This is a genomic window from Pedobacter immunditicola, assembly GCF_037482985.1.
GTDB lineage: Bacteria > Bacteroidota > Bacteroidia > Sphingobacteriales > Sphingobacteriaceae > Pedobacter > Pedobacter immunditicola.
Window position 1 is genome coordinate 239,836 of sequence record NZ_JBBHKC010000002.1, and the last position, 16,473, is coordinate 256,308.

General features: G+C 35.0%; 12 protein-coding genes. All 12 read left to right on the plus strand.

Features of this window, described 5'->3' with window-relative positions; genetic code table 11:
• Positions 1-11 precede the first annotated feature (11 nt).
• The 12 genes from WG905_RS03625 (at position 12) to WG905_RS03680 (ending at position 16,459) form a co-directional block, all read left to right on the plus strand.
• Positions 12-956, plus strand: a complete 945-nt coding sequence (locus WG905_RS03625) for an MraY family glycosyltransferase (protein ID WP_339590340.1) — start codon at positions 12-14, stop codon at positions 954-956.
• Between the two features lie 188 nt (positions 957-1,144).
• Positions 1,145-3,049 (plus strand): polysaccharide biosynthesis protein, encoded by a 1,905-nt coding sequence (locus WG905_RS03630; protein ID WP_339590341.1) that lies wholly within the window; start codon positions 1,145-1,147, stop codon positions 3,047-3,049.
• Positions 3,050-3,076: 27 nt separating this feature from the next.
• Entirely contained in the window at positions 3,077-3,790 is a 714-nt protein-coding gene (locus WG905_RS03635) for a GNAT family N-acetyltransferase (protein ID WP_339590342.1), read from the plus strand.
• A gap of 197 nt (positions 3,791-3,987) precedes the next feature.
• Positions 3,988-4,719, plus strand: coding sequence for a tyrosine-protein phosphatase (locus WG905_RS03640; protein ID WP_339590343.1), 732 nt, complete (start codon positions 3,988-3,990; stop codon positions 4,717-4,719).
• A gap of 1,130 nt (positions 4,720-5,849) precedes the next feature.
• On the plus strand, positions 5,850-6,659 hold the full coding sequence (locus tag WG905_RS03645; RefSeq protein ID WP_339590344.1) for a polysaccharide biosynthesis/export family protein: 810 nt from the start codon (positions 5,850-5,852) through the stop codon (positions 6,657-6,659).
• 34 nt (positions 6,660-6,693) lie between these two features.
• Entirely contained in the window at positions 6,694-9,069 is a 2,376-nt protein-coding gene (locus WG905_RS03650; RefSeq protein WP_339590345.1) for a GumC family protein, read from the plus strand.
• Between the two features lie 153 nt (positions 9,070-9,222).
• On the plus strand, positions 9,223-10,764 hold the full coding sequence (locus WG905_RS03655; protein ID WP_339590346.1) for a lipopolysaccharide biosynthesis protein: 1,542 nt from the start codon (positions 9,223-9,225) through the stop codon (positions 10,762-10,764).
• Positions 10,765-10,797: 33 nt separating this feature from the next.
• Positions 10,798-11,805 carry a nitroreductase family protein gene (locus WG905_RS03660; protein WP_339590347.1) on the plus strand — a complete coding sequence of 336 codons (1,008 nt, stop codon included), beginning with the start codon at positions 10,798-10,800 and terminating at the stop codon, positions 11,803-11,805.
• A 5-nt stretch (positions 11,806-11,810) separates the two neighbouring features.
• On the plus strand, positions 11,811-13,040 hold the full coding sequence (locus WG905_RS03665; protein WP_339590348.1) for an O-antigen ligase family protein: 1,230 nt from the start codon (positions 11,811-11,813) through the stop codon (positions 13,038-13,040).
• A complete protein-coding gene (locus WG905_RS03670) occupies positions 13,040-14,155 on the plus strand; it encodes a polysaccharide pyruvyl transferase family protein (RefSeq protein WP_339590349.1) in 1,116 nt (371 codons plus the stop codon). The genes WG905_RS03665 and WG905_RS03670 overlap by 1 nt, the downstream gene beginning before the upstream one ends.
• Before the next feature lie 45 nt (positions 14,156-14,200).
• Positions 14,201-15,547 (plus strand): glycosyltransferase family 4 protein, encoded by a 1,347-nt coding sequence (locus WG905_RS03675; RefSeq protein ID WP_339590350.1) that lies wholly within the window; start codon positions 14,201-14,203, stop codon positions 15,545-15,547.
• Positions 15,548-16,459 carry a glycosyltransferase family 2 protein gene (locus WG905_RS03680; protein WP_339590351.1) on the plus strand — a complete coding sequence of 304 codons (912 nt, stop codon included), beginning with the start codon at positions 15,548-15,550 and terminating at the stop codon, positions 16,457-16,459.
• Positions 16,460-16,473: the final 14 nt, after the last annotated feature.

Below are 16,473 nucleotides of genomic sequence, written 5' to 3' on the forward strand. Positions count from 1 at the left end.
CGAGCTACATTATGATATACCTGATCTTATTGCCAATATTCTATCTTTTGATGTTGCTTTACTTTAAGCTAGCAGACCATTACAACATCATAGACAGGCCCAATGGACGGAGCTCGCATACAGCGGTCACCATCAGGGGCGGTGGCATCATTTACCTTATTGCAGCCCTGGCCGCGGTGATCATGCAACCCGAATACTGGCTACCCATTTTAGCCATGTTCATTATTGGCGGGGTCAGTTTTGCAGACGACCGGCTCACGCTTTCCCGGAAAATCAGGATTACTTTTCACCTGCTTGCCGTGAGTTTATTATTTCAATATTTCGACATCTTCAGCACTTACCCCATCTGGGTCACCGTACTGCTTTATATCATGGTCATCGGTATCATCAATGCCTATAACTTTATGGATGGCATCAACGGCATCACGGGCACCTATAGCCTGGTGATCTTGGCCGGCCTGCAGTATGTGAATTACCAAAAATTCAATTTCATCGATCCCGACATGATCTGGCTGCCGATCTTGGCCAGCCTGGTCTTCCTGTTTTTCAATTTCCGGAGCAAAGCCAGGTGTTTTGCCGGTGATGTGGGCAGTGTGACCATTGCTTTCTGGATCATCATGCTGCTGATGCAACTGATCATCAGCTCGGGGCATGTCGCTTATATCTTATTCCTGGCGGTTTATGGCGTGGATGCCGTGCTGACCATTATCCACCGGTTATTTTTAAGACAGAATATCCTTGATGCACACCGTTTGCATTTCTACCAAATTCTGGCCAATGATCAACAGTGGCCACATTTACTCATCTCGCTGATCTATACCGCGCTGCAATTATTAATTATTGCACTGGTGGTATTTTATCCAGATCATTTCACCCTTTTGTTTTTAATTACTACGTTACCGTTGGTGTTGGTTTATGTGTGGGCGAAGCCGATTTTGCAGTTAAAGGAACAGTAGCGCCGTCATGCCGGACTCCGTTCCGGTATCTATTTGAGATCCCGGAACGGGGCCCGGGATGACGACACCACGACGGCACCATGGCTGGGATGACGTCATCATGACGTCATCATGCCCGGGATGCCAGAACGGACCATGACGGATAATTAAATTAATTTCTTTAGTTTTGCGACAGCTAACTAAATTCAATGCCCTCACAAATAAGAATATTTCCCCGCTGGATAATTTTCCTCATAGACATCAGTCTCTGTATCATTGCCATGTTACTGGCAAAGACCCTGAAAAAGAACTTTTTGGTGTACGAGATCAACCTGTTGAACTTGTATAAATCCCTTGCCTTGTGCCTAGTGGTCAACACGGCGGTCTTTGTCGCTTTCAAAACCTATGCAGGCATCGTACGCTTTACCTCGGGGCAAGATACCTTTCGGATCCTGTTGGCCGTGTTGAGCAGTACGGCACTTTTGTTTGGTACCAATATGGTCACCCTGGCCATTGGTGGCGAACTCTTTTTGTCCAATGTGGTCATCATTATCTTTGCGCTCAGCAGTTTCCTGTTCCTGATCATTTACCGGATTATGGTGAAGTTCGTGTTTGTCTTTATCAAAAATGTGAGCCTGGATAAAGTGCGGGTGATCATTTATGGTGCAGGGGAGGCTGGGATTACCACGAAGCGGACTTTTGATGATGATGCAAAAGTGAACAAACAGATCATTGCCTTTGTCGATGATGACCCCCGCAAGGTAGGCAAGACCATCCTGGGGGTAAAGATTCTGGACGCAGCCAGGCTGGAATGCCTGATTGTGGAACATGAGCTCGATGAAATTATTTTCGCCAGTTATACCATCCCCTTAGAACGTAAAAATAAAATCGTTAACATCTGCCTGGAAAACAATGTCAACGTGTTAAATATTCCCCCCCATGAAGTGTGGGCCAAGGGCAACGTCCATACCACGCAGATCCAGCACCTCAATATAGAAGACCTGCTGAACCGTGAGCCGATCCATATCGATACTCTGGCGATCCAAAGCGAATTGAAAGGCAAAACCATTCTGATTACCGGAGCTGCGGGTTCCATTGGCAGTGAAATTGTGCGGCAGCTGATGCAATTTGAAACCGGGCTGATCGTGATGTGCGATCAAAGTGAAACCGGCCTGCACAATTTACAACTGGAGCTGGGGGAAATCTACGAGGACGCGATGTTCCATGCCTTTATCGGTGATGTGCGGGATGAACGCAGGATGCGTTTCCTGTTTGATTCCTTCAAGCCACAATATGTCTACCATGCCGCCGCCTATAAACATGTGCCGATGATGGAAGACAATCCTTCAGAAGCAATCAAGACCAATGTATTGGGCACTAAAATCCTAAGCGACCTGAGTATCCAGCATGATGTAGAAAAGTTTGTGATGATCTCCACCGATAAAGCGGTTAACCCCACCAATATCATGGGCGCCTCCAAGCGGATCGCAGAAATCTATGTGCAGTCGCGCAACCATTCTTCCGGCACCCGGTTTATTACCACCCGTTTTGGCAATGTCTTGGGCTCCAACGGATCGGTGATCCCAAGGTTCCAGCAGCAGATTGAAAAAGGAGGGCCGGTCACGGTGACTCATCCGGATATTACACGTTATTTTATGACCATTCCTGAAGCCTGCCGTTTGGTATTGGAAGCAGGCTCCATGGGCAAAGGCGGGGAGATCTATGTATTTGATATGGGTGATTCCGTCAAGATTGCTGATCTGGCCAGGAAGATGATCCGCCTGGCGGGAATGATTCCCGAGCAAGATATTAAAATCGCTTTTACGGGATTAAGGCCGGGCGAGAAATTATACGAAGAGCTGCTGAATGATGAGGAAAACACGATGCCGACACACCATGAAAAGATCATGATTGGTAAAGTGAAACCCGGTGTTTTTGCGGTAGTCGATCTGCAGGTCCATGATTTGTTAAATAAAGCCATGCGCAACGATAACCAGGAAGTGGTGCTGCAAATGAAAAGGATGGTACCAGAGTATATCAGTCAGAATTCGCAGTTTGAGGTATTGGATACGATGCAGGACGTCATCCCGGGCTCCGTTCCGGGATCTATTTAGTCATTCATATCTATTATATTTTACGAAATGATCATTGAATATTTAAATTGGGACTCTGATTTTTTTGGGATTAAAATCGGACAAGTTCGCTGTTCACAAGCTGAATTAAACAATGCGGATCTGATCGAATTGTTTAAGCAGGCAAAGCGAGATCAATATCGCCTGCTCTATTTTATTGGTGATCGGGATCTTCATTTAGACAATGTTATTCTAGAAGACTTTAACGGAAAATTAGTCGATCGTAAAATCATTTTCGGCGGTGTCATTGATGATACTCAAGAGGATACCTCCCTAGTGGAAGAATATCATTCAACCGTTGTAGCTCCTGCGCTTGAACAATTGGCGTATATCAGTGCTGAGTTCTCCCGCTTTAAATTAGATGTGAATTTTAAAAAGGCCGATTTTAAAAGGTTGTATCAAGTGTGGATCACTAATTCTGTTCAAAAGGTTATCGCAGATAAAGTCTTTGTGATCATACCGAATGAAAAAATACAGGGGATGATCACACTTTCCGTCAAAAACGGTGTTGGCGTCATTGGTCTGTTAGCCATTGATGATCAATCAAAAGGAAAAGGATTTGGTAAACAATTGGTCAACCAGGTTAAAAAATATTTATATGCGCAGGGTGTAGATTCAGTTGAAGTAGCCACTCAATCGGCAAATGTGAATGCTTGCCGGTTTTATGAAAAATGCGGACTCAGAGAAAAAGTGGTGAGTCATATTTACCATTTTTGGATTTGAGGGGCCTAGCCTGGTAGGGCGAGATCCCGGAACGGGGCCCGGGATGACGAGCCCACGATGACGTCGCTTCGTCATCCCGGACACCGTTCCGGGATCTATTTAATGACGATTCCAAGGCCGGGATGACGAATTCAACGTGAAGACAGTTTTGCTTTAATGTAATTTTTTTATAAGTTTACTAAAATTAAATGCATAAAATGTTTTCCATCTTTAAGAAAAAGAAAGCGCTTGTAAAAGATCTGACCTGGCTTGGGGTGGACCTCCATTCTCATTTATTGCCTGGTATTGATGATGGCTCGCCGGATGTGGAGACTTCCGTTGCCTATATCAAAGCCTTAAAGGAATTGGGGATCTCCAAATTCCACTGCACCCCTCATATTATCAGTGATTTATATCCCAATACCGCCGAGACGATTAATTCGGCTAGGGTGCTATTAGTTAATGCCCTGGAAGCTGCACAGGTGGATGTGGTGTTGACAGCAGCGGCAGAGCATATGGTAGATGATGGCTTTACCGTAGAGGATGATCTTTTGTGTTTGCCCAACAAACATATCCTGATTGAGATGTCTTATTTGAATGAGACGCCCAATATCGAACAGGTTGTCTTTGATTTGCAGATCAGGGGATACCAGGTTGTACTGGCGCATCCTGAAAGGTATAATTTCTACCACCGGAGCCGGGAACGGTTCCATCGCTTAAAAGAAATGAATGTTTTGTTCCAGCTGAATTTGCTTGCTGTGTTAGGTTATTATGGTAAAGATGTAAAGGTTTGTGCAGAGTACCTGCTGGGGCAAGGCTTTTATAACCTCGCCGCCACAGACCTCCATCATGATAAACACCTGCAAGTACTAACTCATTCGGTATTAACTGGTGTTTTATATGAAAAGCTGGACAATTACCCTTTTAAAAACAAGGAGTTATTTTTTTGATTAGGTCATTGTGTAGTAGCTGGGAATTCTCCCAGCTACTGAATTGCTCCTAGCGATTTACTCAGTTAGTTATTGTTTAATGTATTTCTATAATTTTCTAAAGTATCCCTCCAATAAGGATTTCTACATCAAAAGTTTTTTTACTTTTATTTATGATCGAAAAAAATCGGGCGTATTGTTTTAGTAGGAGATTCTGATGTAGCAATTAGATAAGCGTTTACATAAGTTTTGCTCAAATCAAAGATTCCTTTTGCAAATTATACCAGGAGTTCACACCGTCATTGCTGTAATGATAATACCATGTACTTGCTTATTTGATTTTATTAAGGCGATAGTCTGGTCAGCCAAATCGATTACATAAGTAGGTGTAGCAAATTGGTAAAATTTAAAAATCTGCTTAACGAAATGTAGCTTAAATTAAATTGTCTTTTTCTTTTTACCATAAAAATGCCCCAGAAAGTGTCTAACTTTTGCGGGCATTGCAGTGCTATGGGTAAGTTAGCAGGAAGGTCTGGCTCGACTGGTTTTTAGAGGATAAACAGCTTCACCTGATGACTATATTCAATTGCATCAACAAAAACCAGATGTAACGCATCCACCTATTTAAAACAATACGGTCGTTTATGAAAACTGTTCATTCATGGTTTTATTGCTATTTTATAATAATCAGCTTAAAAAGATGGTTTTGGATTATTCAAACACCGGGCAGAAAATTATTTAAAACACCTATTGTTTTCTTAAATTTCATTCCTTTAAACCTGATTTTAAATTTAAAGAGTAACCTCCTGCAAAGACGAGCCTATAACGATAAATAAATTTTACATAGGTTGAATTCCGTCTAATGTTAGCTTAATATGGCCTAAGTGTTAAGCTATGTGCATCTTAATTGGCTGAATAGGACAACTGTGATGTGGCGGCTATGCGTCTAACTGACAAATAATATAAAAAAGTGGGTTCTGGTGCTATTTTAAATAATGTTTTTGTAGGAAACTCCTGGAAATTATCCCTATTAAAATAGCGGTTTGTTAGTATAACTGTGAAATAATTATGTGGTGTACTGTATAAATTGTGTAATTAAAAAGTTAGATTTGGGTCAAATTCTATTTACCTATAGAAAGCTTAGATTTACTATGATTAAAACGTTTAATAAAAACAAGTTCTTCACTTTTATCGGGTTAACTTCACTTTTTATTTTTTCCTCTTGTGGGACTACTAAGAATGTTCCCTATTTCCAAGATATTAGTTTAGCTGAACAATCTGTATTAGGAAATACCACTGTATTTACCGAACCAAAAATTCAACCTGATGATATTGTGTCTATTTCTATTTTTACTATAGATCCTACAACTTCCATGGTTGTAAATCAAGTGGGCACCCAAGCTGTCAACTCTAGTGGTGGTCAAGTGAGTGCTTTAGCTGCTACCCAAGCCACTGCTGGTTTTCTTGTTGATAAAAATGGAGAGATTGATTTGTCTGTTGTTGGGAGAGTAAAAATTGCAGGTTTAACTACTTTTGAGGCTAGAGATGTTTTAAAGGAAAAGGCTTCTATTGTTTATAAGAATCCTAATGTTCAAGTACGCTTTGCCAATTTCAAAGTCACGGTCTTAGGCGAAGTAGGCCGTCCGGCAACATACACAATACCCAATGAAAAAGTTAGTGTACTCGACGCTTTAGGCCTAGCTGGTGATTTGACGATATTCGGAAGAAGAGAAAATGTTTTATTGATCAGAGATAATAATGGTAAAAAAGAATTTGCCCGACTTAATTTGAATTCAACTGAAATGTTTACCAGCCAATATTTCTTTTTGAGGCAAAATGATGTGTTATATGTTGAACCAAATAAAGGTAAAGCCGCTTCTTTAAATCAAGCTAGAACTCAAACATTTGCAGTTATTGGATCGGCACTATCAGTACTTGTTGTTCTATTTACAAGGTTGTAATTGTAATCATTATTTAAACATATTTCCATATTAAATGAATTCATCGTCTGAAGACACCTTTTTACGTGATAGTGATGAAAGTCTAAATTTTAGACAAATATTTTCACGCATACTAGCCAATTGGTATTGGATTGTTCTTTCATTATTCGTATTCTTAATGTTATCCTTTTTATATACCAGATATAAAACTCCAATTTTTAAAATTAATGCCAGAGTTCTAGTTAATGATGAGAAAAAGGGGGCTGGTTTAATGGGAGGTAATAATTTATTAGGTGACCTTGGCGGTCTTTTAGGAACTAAAAGTACAGTTGATAACGAAGCTGAAATATTAAAAACTAGATATTTAATGGAGCAGGTTGTTAAAGACCTTAATTTAAATATCACATATTATAGAAAAGGAAGAATTAAGAGTGTTGAACTATACCAATCTCCTATTGAAATAAAAATTATTGTACCTGAAGATACAATAGTATCACGGAATGTTGAGGTTAAATTAATTGATCAAAACAAGCTATCTGTTAGCACAGATGAGCTAGATACTGTTGTATCCTTTAATAACTCGTTCAAAATTCCTTTTGTTGGTGTAATTCAAATTTTGAGGAATGATAAAGTCCGTATCAATCCAAATCAGTATTCTTTTAGTATACAATCTGTTGATTCGAGAGTTGCTGAGCTAATGGAATCTCTTACCGTGGAAGTTAGGAATAAACAGATTACAATTATAGATCTTTCATTAACACATCCAATTCCCAAAAAAGGAGAAGATATACTGACGAAATTAATTGAAAACTATGTTTCTGCCAATTTAAAAGATAAAAATGAAGTTGCTGATAGCACCGTTAAGTTCATTCAAAATCGTTTAAGCTTTATTGGAAGAGAATTGGGTGATCTTGAGGGGAATATTCAAGGGTTTAAGCAAAAGAATAATTTAGCGGATATGACTGAACAGTCAAAATTATTAGTTCAGACAACTGGTCAGTATGTAAGTGACTTAGGTAAAATAGAAACCCAAATAAGTATTCTAAAAAGCTTACAAGAATATTTGAAAGATGACAACAAAAACAAAAGAGTTTTACCAAGTTCATTAATTCCTGCTGATCTAGTATTTAGTGGTGCAGTTGAGAAATATAATACATTAACATTAGAAAGAGCAAGAAGGTTAATCGGGGTCACTGAAGTCAATCCGGAAATTATATTATTAGACCAAGAGATAGCAAATGCAAGAGCAGATATCGAATCGAATTTGGCTACAACTTTAAATGGCTTCATTATCACAAGAAATAAGATTAATAGTCAAATGACAGAGGCGGAGGGTCAAGTTAAAAGTGTTCCTGAAATTGAACGTAACTACTTAAACTTAGCTCGCCAACAACAGATAAAACAAGAGCTTTATATATTTTTAATGCAGAAAAGTGAAGAAACCGCAATTTCTAAAACTTCTAATATCTCCAACTCAAAAACTATCGATCCGCCAAAATCAAATATTAAGCCTATTAGTCCTAAAAAATCAATAATTCATTTATTTGGGTTACTAATAGGATTAGTCTTGCCAATTGGAGTGATTTATATTAGGGATTTACTTAACGACAGGCTGCAGACAAAGGATGATATAATTAATCTGACTAAGGTGCCAATTATTGGAGAGATTAGTCATGATGATGCTAATGATAATCTAATCGTAGCGAACAGTTCTAGATCAGCTATATCCGAACAATTTCGTGCATTAAGGACAAATATTTCTTTTTATTTAAACGAGGAAAAGGATAAAACCATCTTAATAACTTCTAGTATGTCCGGTGAGGGTAAATCCTTTATTGCCATAAATTTGGGTAATATCTTAGCTATTTCTAATAAAAAAGTTCTGTTATTGGAATTGGATCTCAGGAAACCAGGTTTATCGGCTAAACTTAATATTCCGAATTCCTTTGGTTTTACAAATTATATTATTGATAGTAGTCTGGAAATTAAAGATATTATAAAACCATTAAAAATTCATGATAATCTTTTTATTATTAGCTCTGGACCTATACCCCCTAATCCAGCGGAAATGCTTATGAGCGTTAGAACAAAACTCTTAATGGAACAACTTAAACAACAGTATGATTACATAATTATCGACGCGCCGCCAGTAGGTCTGGTAACGGATGCTCAATTAATGTCATCATATGCTGATTTATGTATGTATTTAGTTCGCCAAAATTATACCTTCAAGCATCAGTTGAATATTGTAAATGATTTAAGTAAACAAAAGAAGATGAAGCAATTGGCATTAGTTGTAAATGATATAAATGTGTCAGATGGTTATGGTTATGGTTATGGATACGGCTATGGTTATGGCTATGGAAATTATGGCGGGATTGAAAAGAAAAAAAAGAACTTGTGGTCTAGGATTACTGATTATTTGTCATAAGAATCTCCTATGAATATGCAAATACAGGCTAGCTACCAATTACAATATGAGAGGATAGCTTATGAATATTATACTTCAATCTGATTGCTGTTGGGAAAAATATAGTCTGTTTTTTATAAATAATGCTCACATATATGGTTACAGAATTAAAAAATGAAAGCATCTGACAGGATAGTTTTTAACACAGGCATGTTGTATTTAAGAATGATACTCACTGTAGGAGTATCGTTATATTCTACTCGTATAGTTTTAAGATCACTTGGCGCTTCTGATTTTGGTATTTTCACTATTGTTGCTGGGTTAATTGGAATGTTAGCTTTTCTCAATAGTGCAATGACGTTATCCACCCAAAGGAATTTGTCTTATAAAATGGGAAGGAATGATAATAATGCCATTAAATCTATATTTGCAAATAGTTTAGTTCTCCACATCTTAATAGGTATTGTATTAATTGTCGTTTTTGAATGTTTTGGTATTTACTTATTAAATAGTGTGCTAAAGATCGAACCAGAAAGAATTCATGCAGCGGAGTTGCTATTTCATTTTGTATCTCTCACTACTTTCTTATCAATTATAACTGTACCATTCGATGCCCTCATTGAGTCTAATGAAGATATGTTATTTGTTGCAATTATTGGTGTTGTTGAAAGTTTATTAAGATTGCTTATCGCGTTTTATCTACTTTATACTAGCTCGGATAAATTAATAACTTATGGTGTTCTTTTATTTTTAATTGCTGTGGTAATTGCAATAATTAAAAAACTGTATTGTGGGCACAAATACACACAGTCACGAGTTAATCTGGCGAAGTTTTATGATACATCTGTCATCTTAAATTTAGCTTCTTTTGCAGGATGGTATCTCTTTGGAATAATCGCAGGTATTTTTAGAAATGAAGGTGTTGCAATTGTTTTAAACATATTTTTTGGTACGATTGTAAATGCCGCTTATGGTATCGCTAATCAAGTCAATGGTCAGTTAGCGTTTTTCTCACAGACAATGATGAAGACAATTCGACCCCAGATGATAAAAAGCGAAGGTAATGGAAATAGAGAGCAAATGTTAAATCTGGCAATTATAGCAAGTAAATTTTCATTTTATTTATTCTCTATTTTTTCTATACCATTATTTATCGAAATGGAATGGGTATTAGGTATGTGGTTAAATGATGTGCCTGTACACACAATTGTATTTTGTAGGCTTATTCTAGTATTAACCTTAATAAATCAATTAAGTGTGGGGATCATGTCCGCCGTTGTTGCAATTGGCAAGATTAAATACTATCAAATTGTTGCGGGTTCAATAATGCTATTAACATTACCAATTGGTTTTGTATTTCTAAAAATAGGCTATCCCGCTTATTCAATCCTTTTAGTTTCAATATTTCTCGAAATTTTGAACACAATTTTTCGAATTTATTATTTCAATTTTTTGACGTCTTATCCCTTATTGAAATTTATGAAGGAGGTATTTATAAGTTGCTTTGTGCCATTTACCTTAACATTTTTAACTGTGTATTTTGCTCATTCACAAATGAATAGTAGCTTCTTTCGCGTTGTTGTTATTTGTGCTACAACCACAATTATATATTTCCCATTAATTTACTTTATTGGAAGTAAGAATGAAGAGAAGAGACGAATTAATGAGTTATTTACAAATATAAAATTTAAGATTCTTAGTATTACTAACAAATAGGTATTCTTCTAATATTGCTATTAACTAATTTGTATGAAAAAATTGATTAAGAAATATATCCCTCCATTTATTTTATTCCTTAAAGAAGCAACTCCAGTATATTTAAATGATCTTAGAAGATTTTACAAGCATTCATCAATAGCAGGCTATCATACAGAGGATAATAAGTTGTTAGGTAAGATTATTGAACGATATCATTCAATTGAAAAAGGACTGACGATGCCTGACTTACGGTTAGGGTTTGGAAAGCAACAATTGATTGAGTTGATTAAAGATTGCATTTGTTTTGTTAATACTTTTGGTCAAGATAATGAACAGTTAGTTCATGCTGTCGGGGTAGTACTTGAATATGAGTCAGTCCACAATAATCACGAGTATAAACTAGATGATGACTTACTAGAATATATTCGAATTTTACGTGATTCAATAACTACACATATAAGCATAGAAGAACAAAAAATTGTTGCTAGAGATTCCTATTTTAAACATTCAGACGATCCATTTAATTTGTTTTCTAACTCTAGGAAGAGCATACGCAACTGGTGCGAGGAAGAAGTAAACGTTGACACCTTAATTCAAGCTGTATCCCTAGCTCAGAATGCACCATCAGCATGTAATAGGCAAACTTCTAGAGCGTATATTTACGAAGATAAAGAACAAATTAATGCACTCTTAAAAGTGCAAGGTGGAAACCGCGGGTTTGGCCACTTAGCTAACAAGTTAATAATTATAACTGCTGATTTAGGTGTATTTGGATTTTTAAGTGAACGGAACCAATGTTTTGTAGACGGTGGCATATTTGCTATGAATCTTTTATATTCACTTCATCACAATAAAATTGCAGCATGTATTTTGAATTGTGCTACAAGTATAGAAAATGACCTTAAAATTAGAACATTAAGTGGAAATATAAAAGATTCTCAGGTTGTAATTGCCATGATTGCATGTGGCATACCTCCTGACTCCTTTTCAGTTACAATCTCTAAAAGATACCCGATAAATCAAGTTTGTGTTGTTAGTGGTTGTGATTCAAATAAATAAAAAAAATGTGGAATAGCTTTATTGTAAAATATACGTTTGTTACACTTCTGATAATTCTAAACCATTCATTCTTTTCCTTTGAATTTTTGGGGATTTCCTTCGGTACATTGAGCCAAGCAATGTATATTATTTATACATTAATTTTATACCGTTCTATTAATAAGACCGTTCATAAATATTGGAAATATATATTGCTATTTTTTGTTTATGCATTAATCAATACAACATTAACTAGAAACTCATCATCTATTGAAGGTTTTAGTTTCATACTAAATGCACTTTTTTATATATCTCTTCTTTTTGTGTTACAATATTCCTTAAGCGTTAGGACTTTTGTAAAGCTTATTGCTATTATTATTTGTATACAAGTAGGGGTGGCTTTTCTTGAGCTATTTTGTGGATTTACTTTTTTTACTTCATGGAGGTCTGATCGTACTTTAGTTTTTCTCGGAATGACCTTGGTTCAAGTAGGTTCTACAGCAGAGGATCCAAACTATTTAGCTCTAAACTATCTTCCGATAATTCCAATTTTGGTCTATCTTTCGAATACAACCAAATTTACTAGAGTATATAAGCAATTAAGAATTATTGTGTTTTTTCTTTGTATTCTAACGGTTTTATCTGAGGCAAGAGCAGCCAGCGCAATCGTCATAATGATTTATTGTATGTTCAAGGCAAAAGGATTCATTGTTAAGAATGCTTTGCTTTTATTTAGCTGTTTTTTTATTCTCGTTTTCTCATTTTCATATCTTCTTTATTATAACGAAAGTTTCATATTTATAAAGAATTTTTTAGAAGATGATGGTAGCAGTAGAGATCGAACCATGGCATTAATTGGTGCAATAAATGCATTTTTAAATGAACCAATTGTGGGTGTTGGATCCGGTAATGTTGTAAATTATACTATTACTTTATTTGATGATACTTTAAAGAATGATGTAGCTTTAACAAGCCTAAATAGTTATTGGGGTATACTATCGGAATTTGGATTAATTGGCTTTCTTATTATATGTATGATAATTACAGCCGGATTTAAAGAATTAAGAAATGTACATATAGCGTCAAAAGTCAAATCAGTAAGTGATATTTCAGTGTACCTAACCATATCTTTTTTCGCTTATTTAATGATGTCCTTTACTTTAGATGGTTTCTTCAAACCAATGTTTTGGATATTAATATGTCTAATTTTAACACTAAGTAAGATGAAACTAACTGCTAACAATAAAACAATATAATGAAAAAAAAAATAGGCATTATTACTTTCCATAGAGCAATTAATTACGGCGCTATACTTCAAGTTTTTGCTTTATATAAAATCCTTAAGCATATGGATTATGATGTTGAAGTGATTGATTATAGATGCGCATCAATAGAAAAAAAATATAAATTATTCTCATTTCCGTTCTTCTTCAGAAGAAAAAATCCAATATTTCTGTTAAAGGAAGCTTATAGTCAGCTGTTTACATTGAATATTAGAAAAAGCAGAAGGGATAAATTTGACGATTTTACTAAGAACTTTCTTAAGTTAACTAATAGTTCATATGCAAGTCCTAAACATATTCCAAAGAACTTTGACGTGTATGTAGCTGGAAGTGATCAAATATGGAATTTTCATATAACAGAGGGCATAGATGATGCATATTTTTTAAATTTTATTGTAGAAAAAGCTTCGAAGAAAATATCTTATGCTGCAAGTCTTGAAAAAAAGAATTTTACCGATATTATGAGGGAAAAAGCTTTAGTTAGTAAATACCTTAATTTTTTTAACGCGGTTTCAGTTAGAGAAAGTAGCCTCATTCCATTAATACAGCCACTTACAAGGAATAATGTAGTCAATGTTTTAGATCCAACACTTTTACTAGATAAAGCTGTTTATACTAATATGAGTATTAAACCTGAGGTAAACGAAAAGTATCTTTTGGTCTTTCAGTTGGTGAGTAAACCAGAGGTTAATCAACTTGCAAAACACATAGCAGAGATGAATGATTTAAAGATTGTAGAAATTTATTCAGATATCAAGCCCTTCCGTTGGGGCGAAGAAAATGTTAAACAAACATTGTCACCTCAAGCATTTTTAGGATATTTTGAGCATGCCTCTTTTATTGTAACTACCTCCTTTCATGGAACATCTTTTTCTTTAATTTTTCAGAAGCAATTTTTTGTAGTTAGTTCCGGTGTTGATAATAGACAAAAAGATCTTCTTTTATCCCTAAAATTATCTAACAGGTTAGTAACTGGCTTAAAGGATGCCGATCTAGAACAGTTAATAGATTATAATAAAGTTGATCTTACTTTGGATAAATTTAGAACCAGTTCTTTAAAGTTTTTAAAAGATAACATTGATTCTTAAAATTTGCTTGTTATAGGTTAAAGGCCGTATGAATATTTTTATAAAATGAAGAAAATTACTGTTGGTTTTTATTTGGAAAATAAAGGAATTAAAAATGTTGATTGTAGTAAAATATATGAAGGTAATCCTGGAATAGGAGGTACAGAATTTTCGATGATTTCATTGATATACCATTTAACACTTTTAAATAATGATATTAATGTAATTGTATACGCTGAGTTTACTAGCAACTTGCCAGCAATTTTAAATGTGAGAACCATTGGGGATACAAGCTCTTTAAAAAAACAATTACTCCTCGACAAACCTGATATATTAATTTTGAGATATTCCCAAAATGGCGATTCACAAGAGTCCTTGTTGAATATTTTTCAGAAGTTAGATTTAAAAATTGTGATTTGGGCGCATTGTTTTTTACCATATAGTGTTTTACAATATTTATCTAAAAATAGTCAGGTTAGCAGAATCATATGTGTGGGTCGAGAACAATTAGATTCATTTCGAGATCACCCTTCTTTCTATAAATCGCTTTATATATTTAATGGGCTCAATACAACTGTTGATTATAGTAAAATTCTTCCTTTTGCCGAGCGACCAAATGAAGTTACTTATGTTGGAAGTATAATTGCAGGTAAGGGTTTTGACTTATTAGCGAAGTCTTGGAAAAAAGTTTTAGAATCTGTTCCAGATGCTAAATTAAATGTGATAGGGACAGGTAAACTGTATGACCGAAACATTCAGATGGGTAAGTTTAACATTGCTGAAGAAAATTATGAAGAAAAGTTTATTCATTACTTACTAGGGGGTGACAAAAAATTATTGCCATCTGTAAACTTTCATGGGATACTTGGAGTTGAGAAAATTGATATATTAAAGAGAACAAAAATTGGTGTTCCTAATCCTTCAGGTGTATCCGAGACCTTTGGATACACGGGTGTAGAGATGCAGCTTGCAGGCTGTAAAATTGTTACAAGGAAAGTCCATGGCTATTTAGATACGGTCTTTTCTGAAAGTGGAATTCTAATTGAAAAAGATAAAGAATTATCAACCTCCATTATAAAATTATTACAAAGAAATGATTATGATCCAAAAAAATCGATCAATTTCATACAAGAAAATTTTGATTTTGTAAAAGTCGCGGAGGACTGGAAAAATGTATTGATTGACATTAAAAATAACAAACCTGTATTAATTGAAAGTGAATTACATAATAAAAAATTTAAGTTTAAATGGTTAAGAGAAATTAATAGAAGACTAAAGCATAAATTTTTTATTGCAAAAATTAGCCCTTCATTGATCTTATATGAGACAATATATATTAAGATAAAAATATATGTTCCACTATTATTGAATATCCCATTAGTGATTAAAAAGGTTAATAAACTCCTGAAGTAGATGTCAAAAGTATCAATAATAATTCCAACGTTTAATAGAGCTCTTTCAATTTGTGACACTTTAAATTCCGTTATTTCTCAGACATATAAAAATGTCGAAATAATTGTTATTGATGATGGTTCTATAGATAATACGGAAGCGGTTTTAAAACTGTTTATACACGATTATCAACTAGAGGAAAAATTATTTTATTACAAGCAAAAAAATGGGGGGCCAGGTAAAGCCAGAAATTTAGGCTTAAAGTACGCTACGGGTGAGTATATTGTCTTTTTCGATTCCGATGATATAATGTGTCCTGATAGAATTGAAGTTCAATTAGAAAGACTTATTTTTAAAAATGCTGATATATGCGCTGCTGGGTTTTTATATCAGAAATCGAAAGAAATACAAAGGTACAATTCTATAATTATTAACAATTATATATCTTTTTACAAAGGAGGGTTTCTAGTTGGTACCCAGGCATGGATGTTGAAAACAAAGGTTGTTGAAAATATAGGCGGATATAATGAGAGTATACGCTATTACGAGGATCTTGATTTGGTCTTTAGAGTACTATCTCAAGGAGCTAAATTATGCTCCATTTCTAAAGTTCTAACCATCTTTGATGACCTTTCTGAGGATGGACGGTTAACTGATGCGAAATTAACTTTAAATCATGAGTATATTAAAGGATTACTTATTTCAAGAAATACCGCAATTTTAACTCATATTCGGCAACATAACTATTTCTCTTTATTACTAGAGTTTAATCTTGTTGTTAATAAACGAAGAAAGCTTTCACAAAATGGTAGGACTGATGGTGTAGATAAAATTGATATTATGATTAAAAATTCATTTTTGAATTCACCATTTTTAGTAAAAAAATTCTACCTATATCTTTACCTTCTTCTTGTTAAAATAAAAGGCAACTAATAAATATTAACAAA